We start from the raw sequence: 14,517 nt of genomic DNA on the forward strand, positions 1-14,517 counted from the left end.
CCGGGGGGGGGGGGGGGGGCCCTTGGGGGGGGGGGCCGCGGTCCCCCGGGGGGGGGGCCGGGGGGGGCCGCGGGGCCGCCCCGGGGCGGGCCCCCGCCCGACCCCGCCCCGTGCCCCGTCGATCCGCAGGGAAGACGTGCACCGATGACCGTTCTCGACACCCGGGCGCTCAACCGCGCCACGCTGGCCCGGCAGCTGCTGCTCGACCGCGCCGACGTGCCGGTCCTCGACGCCGTCGCGCACCTGTGCGGCCTGCAGGCGCAGGAACCACAGGAGCCGTTCGTCGGGCTCTGGTCCCGGGTGCGCGGGTTCGACCCGGCGGCACTGTCGGACCTGCTGACCGGCCGGCGCGTGGTGCGGATGCACCTCATGCGCCGCACCGTGCACCTCGTCACCGCCGACGACGCACTGGCGTGGCGGGCCCGCCACGCCGGCATGCTGCGCCAGCGGGTACTCGGGGTCTACCGCCGCGAACTCGCCGGCGTGGACCTCGACGAGCTCGCCACGGCGGGCCGGGAGGTGCTGGCCGACGGCGAGCCCCGCTCGATGACCGGGCTGGCGCGGGCGCTCGCCGACCGGTGGCCGGCACCGGGACCGAGGGCGCTGGGCGAGATGCTGCTCGCCCTCGTCCCGGTGGTGCAGCTGCCGCCGCGCGGGCTGTGGCGCACGACGGCGGGCGTACGCAACGTGCTGCTCTCCTCCTGGCTGGGCCGCGAGATCGACCCGCCGGCCCCGCCCGGGGGCGACCCGGTCGGCGAGGCGCTCGTGCGGCGCTACCTGGCCGCTTTCGGTCCGGCCTCGACGGCCGACCTGCGCGCCTGGTGTGGCCTCGCCGGCCTGCCGGCCGCGGTGACCGCGGTCCGCGAGGAGCTGGTCGTCCTGCGCGACGAGCGCGGGCGGCGGCTGTGGGACCTGCCCGACGCGCCGCGCCCCGACGCCGACACGCCCGCGCCGGTGCGGTTCCTGCCGGCGTTCGACAACGCGCTGCTCGGCTACGACGACCGCAGCCGCATCGTCGACGACGCCCACCGTGGCCTGTCGGTCGCCGGCGAGCGCGTCGTCCTGGTCGACGGTCGGGTCGCCGCGACCTGGAGCGTCGCGGCCGACACCGTGACCGTCGCCCCGCTGCGCCGCCTCTCCCGGGCCGAGCGCGCCGCCGTGGCCGAGGAGGGTCAGGCGGTGGCGTCGTTGCTCTGCGACAGCGACCGCGTACGCGTCGCCGCGGACGCGCCCTGAGCACCACACCCGCGAGCGGACCCGGGGCAGCGGGGCGGCCCGCCGCCGGGCCATGATGCCGGGGTGGGAAAGACATCCGAGCGCATCGAGGGCCGGCTGCGCAGCTTCATCGAGGACCAGCCGCTGTTCTTCACCGCCACGGCGCCGCTGTCGGGCGACGGCACCATCAACCTGTCCCCGAAGGGGCTGCGTGGCTCGTGGGCGGTCGTCGACGCGCACACCGTGGCGTACCTGGACTTCGCCGGCAGCAACGCCGAGACGATCGCGCACCTGCGGGAGAACGGGCGGATCACGCTCATGTGGTGCGCGTTCGACGGGCCGCCGAACATCGTGCGGGTGCACGGGCGCGGCGAGCCGGTGTTTCGCGACGACCCCCGCTGGGCGGAGCTGATGGGCCACTTCCCGGACATCGACACCAGCGTCCACGGCCTGCGGGCGATCATCGTCGTGCGCGCCGAACTGATCCGCGACACCTGCGGCTACGCGGTGCCGTTCATGTCCTACGACGCCGACCGCGACCTGCACAGCCGGCGGTTCGCCCGGGAGGACGACGCGTCGCTGAGCGACTACTTCGCCGGCAAGGACCATGTGGCCAGCAGCATCGACGGGCTGCCGGGCCTGCCGCTGCCGCTGCCACCGACCCCGGCGACCTGAGCCGGCCGGCGCGTCACCGGCCGGCGCGGCCTGCGCCGCTTCGGGGCGGCTACCATCGCCGGTGGCACAGCGGAAACCCTCCACCCGCCCGACCCGGCCCGGGGCGACCCCGCCGGGCGGCTGGCGTGGCCGGCTACCCTTGTGCAGGCTCGCCCGGCGTCCGGGCGGGAATGGCCCGGCGGGAACGGACCGTTACACCGAGAAGACCAGCACCACGAACGAGGGGAAGTCGATCATGGGCGAGCGTATGCTGCGGGGCAGCCGTCTGGGCGCGGTCAGCTACGAATCCGACCGCAACACGGAGCTCGCGCCGCGTCAGACCCGCGAGTACCTCTGCGCCAAGGGCCACCAGTTCGAGGTTCCGTTCGCCGTCGACGCCGAGGTCCCCATGACCTGGGAATGCAAGTTCGACGGCAGCGTGGCCCGGCTGGTCGACGGCAACGAGCCGGAGCAGAAGAAGGCCAAGCCGCCGCGCACCCACTGGGACATGCTGCTGGAGCGGCGTTCCATCGCCGAACTGGAGGACATCCTCGCCGAGCGGCTGCAGGAGGTCCGCACCCGCCGCGGCCGCGCCTGAGCCGCACCGTCGACGCCACGGCGCCCCGGGAGCATCCGCTCCCGGGGCGCCGTCGTGTCCGGGTCAGCTCCGGCCAGGCTCGACGATCTCCCCCTCGATGGCGCGACCTGCGTCGACGACGGTGGGCTCGGCAACGGGCTGCTGCGGCTGCGGCGCACCCCGGCGCACCCGCACCCGGCGCGGCCCGAACAGGTCACCGGCGACCATCGACGACACCCGCCGCTCCGCGGCCCGCTGCACCCCGTTGCGGGCCAGCCGACGCACCGGCGGCACCAGCAACGACACCCCCACCAGGCCACTGAGCAGGCCCGGCATCGCCAGCAGCAGCGCCCCGAGCAGCCCCACCAGACCGTCGGTGACCTGCCGGCCCGGCGGCTGACCGGCCTGCGCGGAGGCCTTGAAGCCACGCCAGGCGCGCATCCCCTCCCGACGCAGCAGCACCAGCCCCAGCAGCGACACCGCGAACACCACCAGCAGCGCCGAGCCGAACCCGATCGCCCGCCCCACCAGAACGAACACCACCAGCTCCAGCAGCGTCGCCGCCAACAGGGCCAACGGCACAAACCTCAGTCCTCGGCGCATCTCACCCCATTCGCCATCAGCGGCGCCTGCGGCGGGGCCACCCCGCGCGGGCGCCGGCACCCCATCCAGCATGACACGCCGCCGCTCAGGGCCACCGCACCTGACCGGTGGGGGTGCCGTGCAGGCCCCGCCGCACCGCCAGCCGCCGGTCCTGCACCCCCCACGCCGTGATCCGCCACAACGCCTCCGCCACGATCAGCGGACTCATCTTGCTGCTGCCGCGCTCCCGCTCGGCGAACGTGATCGGCACCTCCACGATGCGCGCCCCGGACCGGTGCGCCAGCCGGGACAACTCCACCTGGAACGAGTACCCCTGCGAACAGACCGACGCCAGGTCGAACTCGTCCAGGGCCGCCAGCCGGTACACCCGGTAGCCGCCGGTGGCGTCGGACAGCGGCATGCCCAGCACCAGCCGCGCGTACAGGTTGCCGCAGCGCGACAACAGCAGCCGCCGCAGCGGCCAGTTCACCACCCGCGCCCCGGCGGTCCACCGGGAACCGATCACCACGTCGGCGTCGCGGGCGGCGGACAACAACGCGGGCAGGTCCTCCGGGGCGTGCGAACCGTCGGCGTCCATCTCCACCACCGCGTCGAAGCCACGCTCGCGGGCCCACGCGAACCCCGCCAGGTAGGCCGCGCCGAGACCCTGCTTGCCCTCGCGGTGCAGCACGTGCACCCGGCGGTCGGCGCCGGCCAGGGCGTCGGCGAGCGCACCGGTGCCGTCGGGGCTGCCGTCGTCGGCGACCAGGATCTCCACCGCCGGCGCGGCACGACGCACCCGCGCCACGATCCGCGCCACGTTGTCGGCCTCGTTGTAGGTCGGGATCACCACGAGCACCCGACCCACCCCCGGATGACCGGTGTCCGCCCGGGTGCCGGTCGTCTCGCCCACCGTCGCTCCCCCTCCGCCGGCGTACCGGCTGATGTCACCCGGCGCGCAGCCGGCGGCGCAGCACGCCCGCGCCGACCAGGGCCGCCACGGCCAGGGTGGCCAGCGCCACCTCCGGCCACAACCCGACCCGGGTGGCCAGGGTGCGCCCGTCGTCCAGCCGCAGCTGCCGCACCACGACCGCTCGGGTGTTGAACCCGGTGGCGTCGCTTACCCGCCCGTCCGGGGCAACGAACCCGGACACCCCGACCGTGGATGCCATCAACGCCGGCCGGCCGTGCTCGACCGCCCGCAGCCGCACCATCGCCAACTGCTGGCGCGCCTCGGCCACGTCGAACGTGGCGTTGTTGGTCTGCACCACCAGCAGCTGCGCCCCGCCGACGACGGTGTCACGCACCACCTCGTCGTAGGCGACCTCGAAGCAGATCACGTCGCCGAGGACCGCCGCCCCGGTCCGCAGCACCCCCGGCTCGCTGCCCGGCACGAAGTCGGCGCGTACCCGGTCGACCTGCTCGCTGACCATCCGCGCGAGATCACGCATCGGCACGTACTCGGCGAACGGCACCGGGTGCCGCTTCGTGTACAGCTGCGCCAGGTCCGGGCCGCTGCCGGGCCGCCACAGGATCCCCGCGTTGCGCACCTGCCCCTCCCCGGGGCCGCGCAGCACCGCACCGACCAGGATCGGGGCGCCGACCGCATCGGCGGCCTGCGAGATGCGCGCCCCCGCGTCGGTGTCGCGCAGCGGGTCGATGTCGCTGGAGTTCTCCGGCCACACCACCAGGTCGGGGCGGGGCCGCACGCCCGCGGACACCTGCCCGGCCAGCTCGATCGTGGCGTCGACGTGGTTGTTCAGCACCGCCTGCCGCTGGGCGTTGAAGTCCAGCCCGAGCCGCGGCACGTTGCCCTGCACGATCGCCACCGTCACCGCGGCGCCGCCCCCCGCACCCGACACCGGCACCAGCAGCCCCACCACCGGCACCGCGACCGACGCGGCGGCCAACCCGGCCACCGGCACCCACCAGCGCCGCCGCCCGCCCCACGGCCGCCACAGCGCCGCAACCAGCAGCCCGCCCGTCAGCGCCACCGCGAACGTCACCAGCGGCGCGCCACCCCACGCGGCCAGCCGCAGCAGCGGCGAGCCGTCCTGACTGAACGCCAGCCGCCCCCACGGGAACCCGCCGAACGGGGTGCGGTCGCGCAGCGCCTCCTGCCCCACCCACAACACACCGGTCACCAACGGCCAACTCCACCGCACCCGCTCGACCAGCGGCGACACGTACGCGCCCCCCGCGCCCAGCAGCGCCAGGTAGCCGGCCTGCAACAGCGACAGCAACACCCACGGCAGGTAGCCGGTGTGCAGGTTCGTCCAGCTCAGCAGCGGCGCGAACAACGCCACCCCGGTCAGGAAACCCAGCCCCGCGCCGGCGCGTACCCGACGCCCGTGCGTCGCCGCCGCCAGCAACGCCACGCCCAGCGGCGCGAGCGGCCACAGCCCGTACGGCGGGAACGCCGCCAGCAACGCCAACCCGGCGACCACCGCCATCGGCACGGCCACCCGCAGCGGCAGCGCGCGCCGCGCCACCCCGGGCGTCCCCGCCCCCACGGCGCCCGGCTGGCTGCTGTCCCCGGCCGGCGCCGGCACGTTGCCCACGATCACGGGCCGAAGGCTACCCGCCCACGAGTTCCCGCCCCGCCCGGCGCGGCACCCGACGCCCCGTCGCGGCGCGTAAGGGCGATTCCTCCCCCACAGGGGCGCAAACACAAATCGGGGCGCGGCTCACGCCGCGCCCCGATGCTCCCAGGCCCTTCCCGGCCGGTGGGGCGAGAATGAGCTGCGCCGACCTTCGGACCGACCCGACGCGGACTGGCTGCCCCCGCCTGGCCGTTGTCTACTGGCCGTGCACCTCACCCTGCCCGTACACCGGTAACCGCGGCCGGTTCGCGCCGCCCCGCCGACCCCCGCCCGCTGGACCTGGCCGCCGCGACGCACTGCTCACATGTCGCTCGGCCAGCGGACGAAGGGACGAAGCGAACAACAGCCGCTTCCCGTAGTAGGACTCAAAGACGGTACGGCGTGGACCCCCGCCGCTGTCAACCCACCCGGGCCTGTCGTGTGATGCACCACGGCGTGTCGCGTCGGCGAGTCTCAATCCGTCGCGAGGTGCCGGCGCAGCAACGCCCCCGCCGCCGCCGGATGCTCGGCGGCCAGCAGCCCACCGGCGGCCAGCACGTAGTCGACGTCGACGACCGGCCGCGCCGCACGCGGCAACGGCCACCCACCGGCATGGTCGGCCAGCACCGCACCCAGCACACCCGCCGCATCCGCCGACGCGGCGTGCCGCAGCACCCCACCGGAACCCACCAGCAGCCGCACGTCGCGCAGGTCCCGCCCGGCCCGCTCACCCGTGGCCGCCCCCCGGGCGTGCCGACGCAACGCCACCGTCGCCGCCAGGGCCGCGATCCGGGCGTCCACCGCACGCTGCGCGTCGCCCACCGGCAGGAACCCCGGATCAGCCGCGCGCACCGCCGCCCCCGCCGCCAGGTCGTCGCCCTGCGCGTCGGTCAGCAGCCGCTCCTCGACGGCCGCCCGCACCACCCCCGGCGCGCTCCACCGCATGCCCAGGTCCCCCTCGACCGTGCGGGCCCGCCACAGCGACCCCGCCACCTCCCGCCCCGGCCCGGTGGCCCGCTCGTCCGGCGTGAGCACCGAATACACGTCCGTGGTGGCGCCACCCACGTCCACCACCACCAGATCACCACCCAGGGTGTCGGCCAGCACCTCCACTCCGGTCAGCACCGCGTCGGGGGTGGCCGCCCGCACCAGCCGCGCGAACCGCGACCCCCGCGACAGCCGCTTCCCGCCGATCACGTGCCGCAGGAACACCTCCCGGATCGCCGAACGCGCCGACGCCGGCGCCAGCACCCCGATGCGCGGCAGCACGTTGTCGGCCACCGTCACCGGCACCCCCGCCGACGCCAGCACGGCGTGCAGGTCGTCGCGGACGTCGGCGTTGCCGGCCAACACCACCGGCACCCGCCAGCGGGCCCTCGCCAGCCGCGTCGCGTTGTGCGTCAACGTCTCGGCGTCACCACCGTCGGTGCCACCCACCAGCAGCACCACGTCCGGGCGGGCCGCCCGCAACCCGGTCAGGTCCGCCGCACCGAGCCGACCCGCCGCCACGTGCACCACGTTCGCGCCCGCCGACAGACCCACCCGCCGGCCCGCCTGCGCGGTCACCAGACGCTCGTAGCCGACGACCGCCAACCGCAACCCACCACCGGCCGACGAACACACGTACCACGGCACCTCACCCACCGCCAGGCCGGCGGTGGCCGCCGCCACCGCCGCGTCCAGGCCGTGCAGCACGTCCGTGCCCACCGTCGTCGGCGCCGACGCCCCCGCCACCAACGCGCCCGCGGCCAGGTCCACCACCGCCACCTTCGTGTACGTGGACCCGACGTCGGCGCAGACCGCGTACCTCACGCCACCGGCGGCACGACCACCGTGCCGGTCGCGGTGACCGCCACGATCGGCTCGTCGAGCACCTCCGCCGCCGACTCACCCCGATCCGGGCGCCCCCGGCACACCACGGCCACGACGAAGTCGATCGTGCGGCTACGCGTACCCACCCGGGTCACCGTCGCCGTCACCTCCAACACGTCACCCGCCCTCATCGCCGCCCGGAACTGCACGTCCGAGTACGACGCGAACAACCCCTCGTCACCGTCGGTGCGGATACACACCTCCGTGGCCACGTCCCCGAACAACCCCAGCGCGTACGCCCCGTCGACCAGGTTGCCGGCGTAGTGGGCGTGCGAATACGGCACGTACCGCCGGTGCACGACCGTCAGACCCACCCGGGAATCACTCATGCCTTCGCCCTCTTCTCCGTGACCAACGCGTGCACCAGGAAACTCGCCACCTCACCCGGGGTGGTCCCCCGACCGAAGATCCGATCCACGCCCAACTCGCCGGCCATCGACTCGTCGAAACGCGGCCCACCCACGATCAGCAACGGCCGGCGCCCCGCCGGCATCGCCTCCCGGAACGCCGCCGACATCTCCCGCGTGTTGTGCAGATGCGCGTCGCGCTGCGTCACCACCTGCGACACCAGCACCGCGTCCGCGCGCTCCACCCGCGCCGCCTCCACCAACTCCGGCACGCTCACCTGCGCACCCAGGTTCGTGACCTTCAACTCCCGGTAGTACTCCAGGCCCTTCTCCCCCGCGATGCCCTTGACGTTGAGGATCGCGTCGATGCCGACCGTGTGCGCGTCCGTGCCGATACACGCCCCCACCACCGACAACTTGCGCCGCAACCGCCGCTTCACCACCGCGTTGACCTCCTTGGCGCTGAGCAGCGGGAAGTCACGCTCCACCACCTGCACCGCCGACAGGTCCACCAGATGGTTCACCCGCCCGTACACCACGAAGAACGTGAACCCGTCACTCATCGGCTTGGCGTGCACCAGCATCGCCGGATCGATGCCCATCTTGTTCGCCAGCTGCACCGCCGCGCCCTCGGCCCGCTTGTCGTGCGGCACCGGCAACGTGAACGACACCTGCACCATGCCGTCGCCCGTGGTGTCCCCGTACGGCCGGACGATCTTCTTCCCGGCGTCCCCGCCGGCCTCGACGGCGCTCACGCCCGTGCCACCTCTCCACCCGCCACCGGCGCCTCCAGGATCTCCGTGGCCGGATTGAAGTAGCCGGCCTCGTGCGCGGCCACCCCCGCCAGCCCCTTGCCCCGGTCCGCCGGCCGCTTCATGATCCCGAACGTGCCCTCGGCGATCGCCGTCAACAGCGACTGCTCACCGATACGCTCCAGCAGGTCCACCGCCTCACCCAGCACCCGGTTCGCCCGCTGCTGGATGAACCCGCCCGACGCCGGCACGAAGTCCTCGTGCAACCCACCGGCCGCACCCAGCACGTACCGCACGTTCTGCAGGGCGATGTCCCGATCCGACAACCACGGCGTCACCACCGCCTCCGTCATCATCCCCACCAGCAGAATCCCCTGACCGGTCATCGTGCCCACCAGGTTGAAGAACCCGTCCAGCAGGTTCCCCCGGAACACGTCACCCGTCATGTGCTTCGTCGGCGGCATCCACTTCAACGGCGCGTCCGGGAACAACTCCCGCGCCAGCAACGCGTGCGCCAACTCCAGCCGCAACGACTCCGGCACATCCGGGTTGATCTCGAACGCGTGCCCCAACCCCAACTGCCAGTCCGCCAACCCCGCCTCGTGCGCGAAGAACTCGTTGAGCAGCTGCGACACCGTCACCGTGTGCGCCTCGTCCACCGCGTCCGCCGTGGTCAGGTAGTTGTCCTCACCGGTGTTGATGATGATCCCCGCCCGCGCGTGCACCTGACGCGAGAACCGCTGGTCCACGAACGTGCGGATCGGGTTGATGTCCCGGAACAGGATCCCGTACATCGAGTCGTTCAACATCATGTCCAGCCGCTCCAGGCCGGCCAACGTCGCCATCTCCGGCATGCACAGACCCGACGCGTAGTTCGTCAACCGCACGTAGCGGCCCAACTCCCTCGACGACTCGTCCAACGCCGCCCGCATCAACCGGAAGTTCTCCTGCGTCGCGTACGTGCCCGCGAAACCCTCCCGCGTCGCACCCTCCGGCACGTAGTCCAGCAACGACTGCCCCGTCGACCGGATCACCGCGATCACGTCCGCACCCGCCCGCGCCGCCGCCTGCGCCTGCGGAATGTCCTCGTAGATGTCGCCCGTCGCCACGATCAGATAGATCCACGGCCGCTGCGCCGGATCCCCGAACCGCTTCACCAACCGGTCGCGCTCCGCGCGCCGCCGGTCGATCGCCCGGATGCCCGCACCCACCGCCCGCCGCGCCGCCTTCCGCGCCGCCGTGGCCGCCTTCCCCGCCGGCACCTCGAACCGCACCGACCCGGCAGCCGCCTTCTGCGCCAGCAACGTCACGTCACCAAGCTGCTCCCGGGCGAGCGCGTCGAACACCGGCAACGCCACCCCATGCCCCAACCCCACGTCCGCGACCACCGCGTCCACGAGCCGGTTCACCCACGGAATACCGTCCGGATCCGCGCCGACCACCCCGGCCAGCCGCAACACCGCCCGCTCCACCGACACCGTCGTGTGGCTACGCGCCAGATCCACCACCGGCTGCCCGGCACGACGCGCCAACTCCCGCGCCCGCGCCACCAGCCGCGGATCCAGATCAAGCTTGCCCGTCACACCGTCACCCGACCCTGCCCCGCGACGGCGCCACACGCCGTACCGATGGTTCGCTCGCTCACGAAGACCCTTCCTCGTAGATCACGTCACCGCGCAACACCGTGCGCCGACACACCGGCAGCGGCGTCGGGTCCTGCGGACCACGCGCCTCCGGGTCCGCGGCCAACAACACCGGCAACCCCCGGTCCACCCCCGCCGGCGTCGACCACACCGCGAACGTCGCCGGTGCCCCCAACGCCAGCACACCCTCGTTGTCCAGCCGCACCGCACGCCACCCGCCCCGGGTGTGCGCCGCGAACGCCGACCGCACACTCATCCGCTGCGTCGGACTGTGGTGCCACACCGCCGCCCGCACCGAACCCCACGGATCCAGCGGCGTCACCGGCGAATCCGACCCGAACGCCAACGCCACCCCGACACCGTGCATCGCACCCATCGGATTCGACTCCAACGACCGCTCCAGGCCCAGCCGCGACTCGTACATCCGACCCGCGCCACCCCACAACCGGTCGAACGCCGGCTGCATGCTCGCCACGATCCCGTACTCCACGAACCCGGCGATCAACCGCTTGTTCATGACCTCCGCGTGCTCGATGCGGTGCCGACCCGCCCGCACCCGGTCCGTGCCCAACTTCTCCGCCGCCCCCGCGAAACCCTCCAACACCGTCGAGATCGCCGCGTCACCGATCGCGTGGAACCCACCCTGCACACCGTGCGCCGCACAGTCCAACAAATGCTCACGCACCTGCTCCGCACTCAGGTAACCGTGCCCGCAACCCCCCTCACCGTCCAGGTAGTCACGCGACACGTGCGCCGTACGCGACCCCAACGCCCCATCGGCGAACAGATCACCCCCCGCCCCCACCGCACCCAACTCCCGGGCCCGCGCCGCACCCAACAGCTCACCCCAGTACCCGTACACCTCCGCCACGCCGTCACCCGACAACGCCAACAGACCCGTGAAGTCCTCCTCGTCGGAGATCTCCGGGCCACCGCACTCGTGCACCGCCGCGATACCCAGCGACGCCGCGTGCGCCAACGCCGCCCGCTGCGCCGCCACCCGCTGCGCCCGCGTCACCGACGCGAACGCCGCCGCCCGCACCACGTGGTGCGCGTCCCGCCGCAACCACCCCGACGCGTCGTACCCCGCCGCCGACACCACCTGCGGACACGCCGCCAGCAACGCCGCCGACACCAACGCCGAATGGATCGACGCCTGCGACAGATACAGCCGCCGCCCCCCGGCCGCCCGGTCCAACATCGCCGCGTCCGGCAACCGCGGCACCGGCCAACTCGACTCGTCCCAGCCGTGCCCCAGCACCACCGCGTCCGACGGCAACCCCGCCGCGAACCCCGCCACCGCGTCCAGCAACTCCGCCGCCGAACGCACCGCCGACAGATCCAGCCCCGACAACGCCAACCCCGTGTCCGTGGCGTGCACGTGCGCGTCCACGAACGCCGGCGTCACCAACGCCCCGTCCAGATCCACCACCCGCTCGGCGACCGGCGCGTCCGCCTCCACCCCCAGCCAGGAGATCCGGCCATCGGTGACCAGCAGAGCCGTCGCGCTCGGATCGGCCGGGCAGTGCAGCGTCCCGCCGCGGTACAGAGTCGAGGGGTTCGTCATGACCATCAGTCTGCCGCCAGACGCGCCTCGAACAACGCCCGCACCCCCGACTCCGAGCGCAACAGACCCAACGCGAACTCCGCATGCCCCGGCACGTACCCGTTGCCGACCAGCATCGTCACGTCCGCCGCCAGACCCTCCGCCCCCAACGCCGCCGCCGCGAAACTCGTCGCCATCGAGAAGAACACCACCGTGCCGCCGTCCTCCGTCGCCAGCACCGCACCGTGCTCACACCCCGGCACGTCCACGCAAACCACCGTCACGTCCGCCGGCGCCCCCAACGCCGTCGTCACCGCCGTCGACAACGCCACCGGATCCCGGGCGTCGGCCAACGCCACCACGTCCGCCAGACCCACCGCCGCCAGCGCGTCACGCTCCGCCACGACCGGCACCACCCCGACCGTACGGGCGGCACCCGCCCGCCGCGCCGCGGCCAGAGACAGCGAGCCGCTCTTGCCCGCGCCACCGATCACCGCCACCCGCACCGGCGTCGGGTCCTCCGCCCGCTCCCGCTCCGCCACGTACCGCGACACCACCCGCGCTGTCAGCGCCGGCGCCCCACACACGTCCAGCACCGCCAGGGACAGCTGCGGATCGAGATCCGCCGGCAGCACCGCCGCGATCGACCGGGCGAACAGGATCGCGTACCCGTCGCACGGCACCTGCTCGCTGCGCCCGTCCCAGCGGGCCAGCCCGTCGAGGATCGTCAGCGGCGTCAGCGTCAGCGACACCAGGGTCGCCACCCGCTGCCCCGCCCGCAGCCCCAGCGGGGACCGCCGCCCCGCCTCCTCCACGGTTCCGATCAGCATCCCGCCCGACCCCGTCACCGGGTTCTGCATCTTGCCGCGCGTCGACACGATCTCCAGCACCTCGGCGCGGACCGCGTCGCCGTCCCCGCCGTGCTTCTCCCACAGCTGCCGGAAGCTCGCCGCGTCCAGGTTCAACCGCTCCACCCGGATCCGCACCTCGTTCGGCGCGATCTCCGGACTCGCGTCCAGCCGCCACGCGGCCTGCGGCAGCACCCCCGCCGGTTCGACAACGCGGTGCAGACCCACCGGTGACGTCACGCCGACCTCCCCTGTCACGCCGCTCGAAGCCCCGACCAGGGCTCGCGTAGCGGGAAAACTTACGGCAGACTAATTTCTTCACCGAATATTTTCCAGTAGCCTTCGGGGTCGCTGATCAACCGCACCACATCGAGGAGGGGCCGTGACCCAGACCCAACCGGTAGAGACCCCGCCTGCGACCCGCCCCGCGCCGGTCGCGGTCCCCACCGCCGGACAGCCCTACGAATACCGCCGCGCACCCCTCGTCGAACCCGACTGGACCCGCTTCCCCGGCTGGCGCCACGTCACCCGCGACCAGTGGGAGAACGCACAGTGGCAGCGCGTCAACTGCGTCAAGAACATCAAGCAGCTGCGCACCGTCCTCGGCGACACCGTCGACGAGACCTTCTACACCGACCTCGAGGCCGACCAGAAGGCCCTGGCCACCATGTCCATGCTGGTGCCGCCACAGATGGTCAACACCATGGTCCCGTTCGCGCCGATGACCACCGAGGCGTTCCTCGCCGACCCCGTCCGGCGCTACATGATCCCCGTCGCCTCCGACCGGCGCACCGACTGGCCCTCCCACCCGTACGCCAGCCGCGACTCCCTGCACGAACACGACATGTGGGTCGCCGAGGGCCTCACCCACCGCTACCCCACCAAGGTCCTCGCCGAGCTGCTCTCCACCTGCCCCCAGTACTGCGGGCACTGCACCCGCATGGACCTCGTCGGCAACTCCACCCCCGCCGTCGACAAGCTCAAGCTCACCCTCAAGCCCGTCGACCGCTACGACGCCCACATCGGCTACCTCAAGGCCCACCCCGGCGTCCGTGACGTCGTCGTCTCCGGCGGCGACGTGGCCAACGTCCCGTGGAAGAACCTCGAGTCCTACCTGATGCGGCTGCTGGAGATCGAGACCATCCGCGACATCCGGCTCGCCACCAAGGCCCTCATGGGCCTGCCCCAGCACTGGCTCCAGCCCGACGTCGTCGAGGGCCTCGAACGGGTCGCCCGCACCGCCGCCCGCCGCGGCGTCAACCTCGCCATCCACACCCACGTCAACCACGCCCAGTCCCTCACCCCGCTGGTCGCCAGGGCCGCCCAGACCGCCCTCGACGTCGGCGTACGCGACGTCCGCAACCAGGGCGTGCTCATGCGCGGCGTCAACGCCACCGCCCCCGACCTGCTCGACCTCTGCTTCGCCCTCCAGGGCGAGGCGGGCATCCTGCCGTACTACTTCTACATGTGCGACATGATCCCCAACGCCGAGCACTGGCGGGTCCCGGTCTGGCACGCCCAGCAGCTCCAGCACGACATCATGGGCTACCTGCCCGGATACGCCACCCCGCGCATCGTGTGCGACGTGCCCTTCGTCGGCAAGCGCTGGGTGCACATGCTCACCGAGTACGACCGCGACCGCGGCATCTCGTACTGGACGAAGAACTACCGCACCTCCATCGAGTCCGCCGACGCCGAGGCGCTCAACAAGCGCCACGCCTACTACGACCCGATCGACACCCTGCCCGAGACCGGGCAGCAGTGGTGGGCTGAGCACCGCAACGACTGACCACCAGCACACCGTCACCCCCGGAGCCGACCACCGGCCCGGGGGTGACGCGTCTCCGGCCCACGACGGCACCGCCGGTCCGGCGGCCCCGGCGGGTGTGCCGGGGCCGC

The 14,517-nt window shown here is 73.4% G+C and carries 12 protein-coding genes and 1 pseudogene; 4 read left to right on the forward strand and 9 right to left on the reverse strand.

The window, feature by feature from the left end; translation table 11 throughout:
- Nucleotides 1-144 precede the first annotated feature (144 nt).
- The 3 genes from ACPXCB_RS22370 (at nt 145) to ACPXCB_RS22380 (ending at nt 2,467) form a co-directional block, all read left to right on the forward strand.
- Nucleotides 145-1,236, forward strand: coding sequence for a winged helix DNA-binding domain-containing protein (locus ACPXCB_RS22370; protein ID WP_425877517.1), 1,092 nt, complete (start codon nt 145-147; stop codon nt 1,234-1,236).
- Nucleotides 1,237-1,299: 63 nt separating this feature from the next.
- The gene (locus ACPXCB_RS22375; protein WP_425877518.1) at nt 1,300-1,890 is read left to right on the forward strand and encodes a pyridoxamine 5'-phosphate oxidase family protein; all 591 of its coding nucleotides are present in this window, start codon (nt 1,300-1,302) and stop codon (nt 1,888-1,890) included.
- A gap of 235 nt (nt 1,891-2,125) precedes the next feature.
- Nucleotides 2,126-2,467: an RNA polymerase-binding protein RbpA gene (locus ACPXCB_RS22380; RefSeq protein WP_091636146.1), complete on the forward strand. Its 342-nt coding sequence runs from the start codon at nt 2,126-2,128 to the stop codon at nt 2,465-2,467.
- 63 nt (nt 2,468-2,530) lie between these two features.
- Here the strand turns inward: ACPXCB_RS22380 and ACPXCB_RS22385 are convergent, their stop codons facing one another.
- The 9 genes and pseudogenes from ACPXCB_RS22385 to ACPXCB_RS22425 all read right to left on the reverse strand — a co-directional run bounded on the left by ACPXCB_RS22385 (nt 2,531) and on the right by ACPXCB_RS22425 (nt 12,846).
- Complete coding sequence (locus tag ACPXCB_RS22385; RefSeq protein WP_425877519.1) at nt 2,531-3,049, reverse strand: FxsA family protein; 519 nt, start codon at nt 3,047-3,049, stop codon at nt 2,531-2,533.
- An 85-nt stretch (nt 3,050-3,134) separates the two neighbouring features.
- Nucleotides 3,135-3,941, reverse strand: a complete 807-nt coding sequence (locus tag ACPXCB_RS22390) for a polyprenol monophosphomannose synthase (protein WP_425877520.1) — start codon at nt 3,939-3,941, stop codon at nt 3,135-3,137.
- Between the two features lie 8 nt (nt 3,942-3,949).
- Nucleotides 3,950-5,481 (reverse strand): annotated as a pseudogene (gene lnt, locus ACPXCB_RS22395) (apolipoprotein N-acyltransferase); the annotation flags it as partial.
- Nucleotides 5,482-6,084: 603 nt separating this feature from the next.
- A complete protein-coding gene (locus tag ACPXCB_RS22400; protein ID WP_425877521.1) occupies nt 6,085-7,422 on the reverse strand; it encodes a glutamate mutase L in 1,338 nt (445 codons plus the stop codon).
- The gene (locus ACPXCB_RS22405; RefSeq protein WP_425877522.1) at nt 7,419-7,811 is read right to left on the reverse strand and encodes a hotdog domain-containing protein; all 393 of its coding nucleotides are present in this window, start codon (nt 7,809-7,811) and stop codon (nt 7,419-7,421) included. Before ACPXCB_RS22405 ends, ACPXCB_RS22400 begins: the two co-directional genes overlap by 4 nt.
- The gene (locus tag ACPXCB_RS22410; RefSeq protein ID WP_425877523.1) at nt 7,808-8,584 is read right to left on the reverse strand and encodes an OAM dimerization domain-containing protein; all 777 of its coding nucleotides are present in this window, start codon (nt 8,582-8,584) and stop codon (nt 7,808-7,810) included. Before ACPXCB_RS22410 ends, ACPXCB_RS22405 begins: the two co-directional genes overlap by 4 nt.
- Complete coding sequence (locus ACPXCB_RS22415; RefSeq protein ID WP_425877524.1) at nt 8,581-10,164, reverse strand: lysine 5,6-aminomutase subunit alpha; 1,584 nt, start codon at nt 10,162-10,164, stop codon at nt 8,581-8,583. The genes ACPXCB_RS22410 and ACPXCB_RS22415 overlap by 4 nt, the downstream gene beginning before the upstream one ends.
- Before the next feature lie 58 nt (nt 10,165-10,222).
- Nucleotides 10,223-11,791 carry an amidohydrolase gene (locus ACPXCB_RS22420; RefSeq protein WP_425877525.1) on the reverse strand — a complete coding sequence of 523 codons (1,569 nt, stop codon included), beginning with the start codon at nt 11,789-11,791 and terminating at the stop codon, nt 10,223-10,225.
- 5 nt (nt 11,792-11,796) lie between these two features.
- Complete coding sequence (locus ACPXCB_RS22425) at nt 11,797-12,846, reverse strand: zinc-binding alcohol dehydrogenase (protein WP_425877557.1); 1,050 nt, start codon at nt 12,844-12,846, stop codon at nt 11,797-11,799.
- A gap of 154 nt (nt 12,847-13,000) precedes the next feature.
- On the opposite strand from ACPXCB_RS22425, the gene ACPXCB_RS22430 reads away from it, so the two are divergent.
- Nucleotides 13,001-14,407: a KamA family radical SAM protein gene (locus tag ACPXCB_RS22430; protein ID WP_425877526.1), complete on the forward strand. Its 1,407-nt coding sequence runs from the start codon at nt 13,001-13,003 to the stop codon at nt 14,405-14,407.
- The last annotated feature ends 110 nt before the right edge of the window (nt 14,408-14,517 follow it).

The sequence above is a fragment of the Micromonospora sp. DT62 genome, from assembly GCF_049847285.1.
Lineage (GTDB): Bacteria > Actinomycetota > Actinomycetes > Mycobacteriales > Micromonosporaceae > Micromonospora > Micromonospora reichwaldensis.

Bases quoted from the DNA above. Each gene is read 5' to 3' on its own strand.
- ACPXCB_RS22370 (WP_425877517.1), top strand. From the start codon at position 145: ATGACCGTTCTCGACACCCGGGCGCTCAACCGCGCCACGCTGGCCCGG.
- ACPXCB_RS22380 (WP_091636146.1), top strand. From the start codon at position 2,126: ATGGGCGAGCGTATGCTGCGGGGCAGCCGTCTGGGCGCGGTCAGCTAC.
- ACPXCB_RS22385 (WP_425877519.1), bottom strand. From the start codon at position 3,049: ATGCGCCGAGGACTGAGGTTTGTGCCGTTGGCCCTGTTGGCGGCGACG.
- ACPXCB_RS22405 (WP_425877522.1), bottom strand. From the start codon at position 7,811: ATGAGTGATTCCCGGGTGGGTCTGACGGTCGTGCACCGGCGGTACGTG.
- ACPXCB_RS22420 (WP_425877525.1), bottom strand. From the start codon at position 11,791: ATGACGAACCCCTCGACTCTGTACCGCGGCGGGACGCTGCACTGCCCG.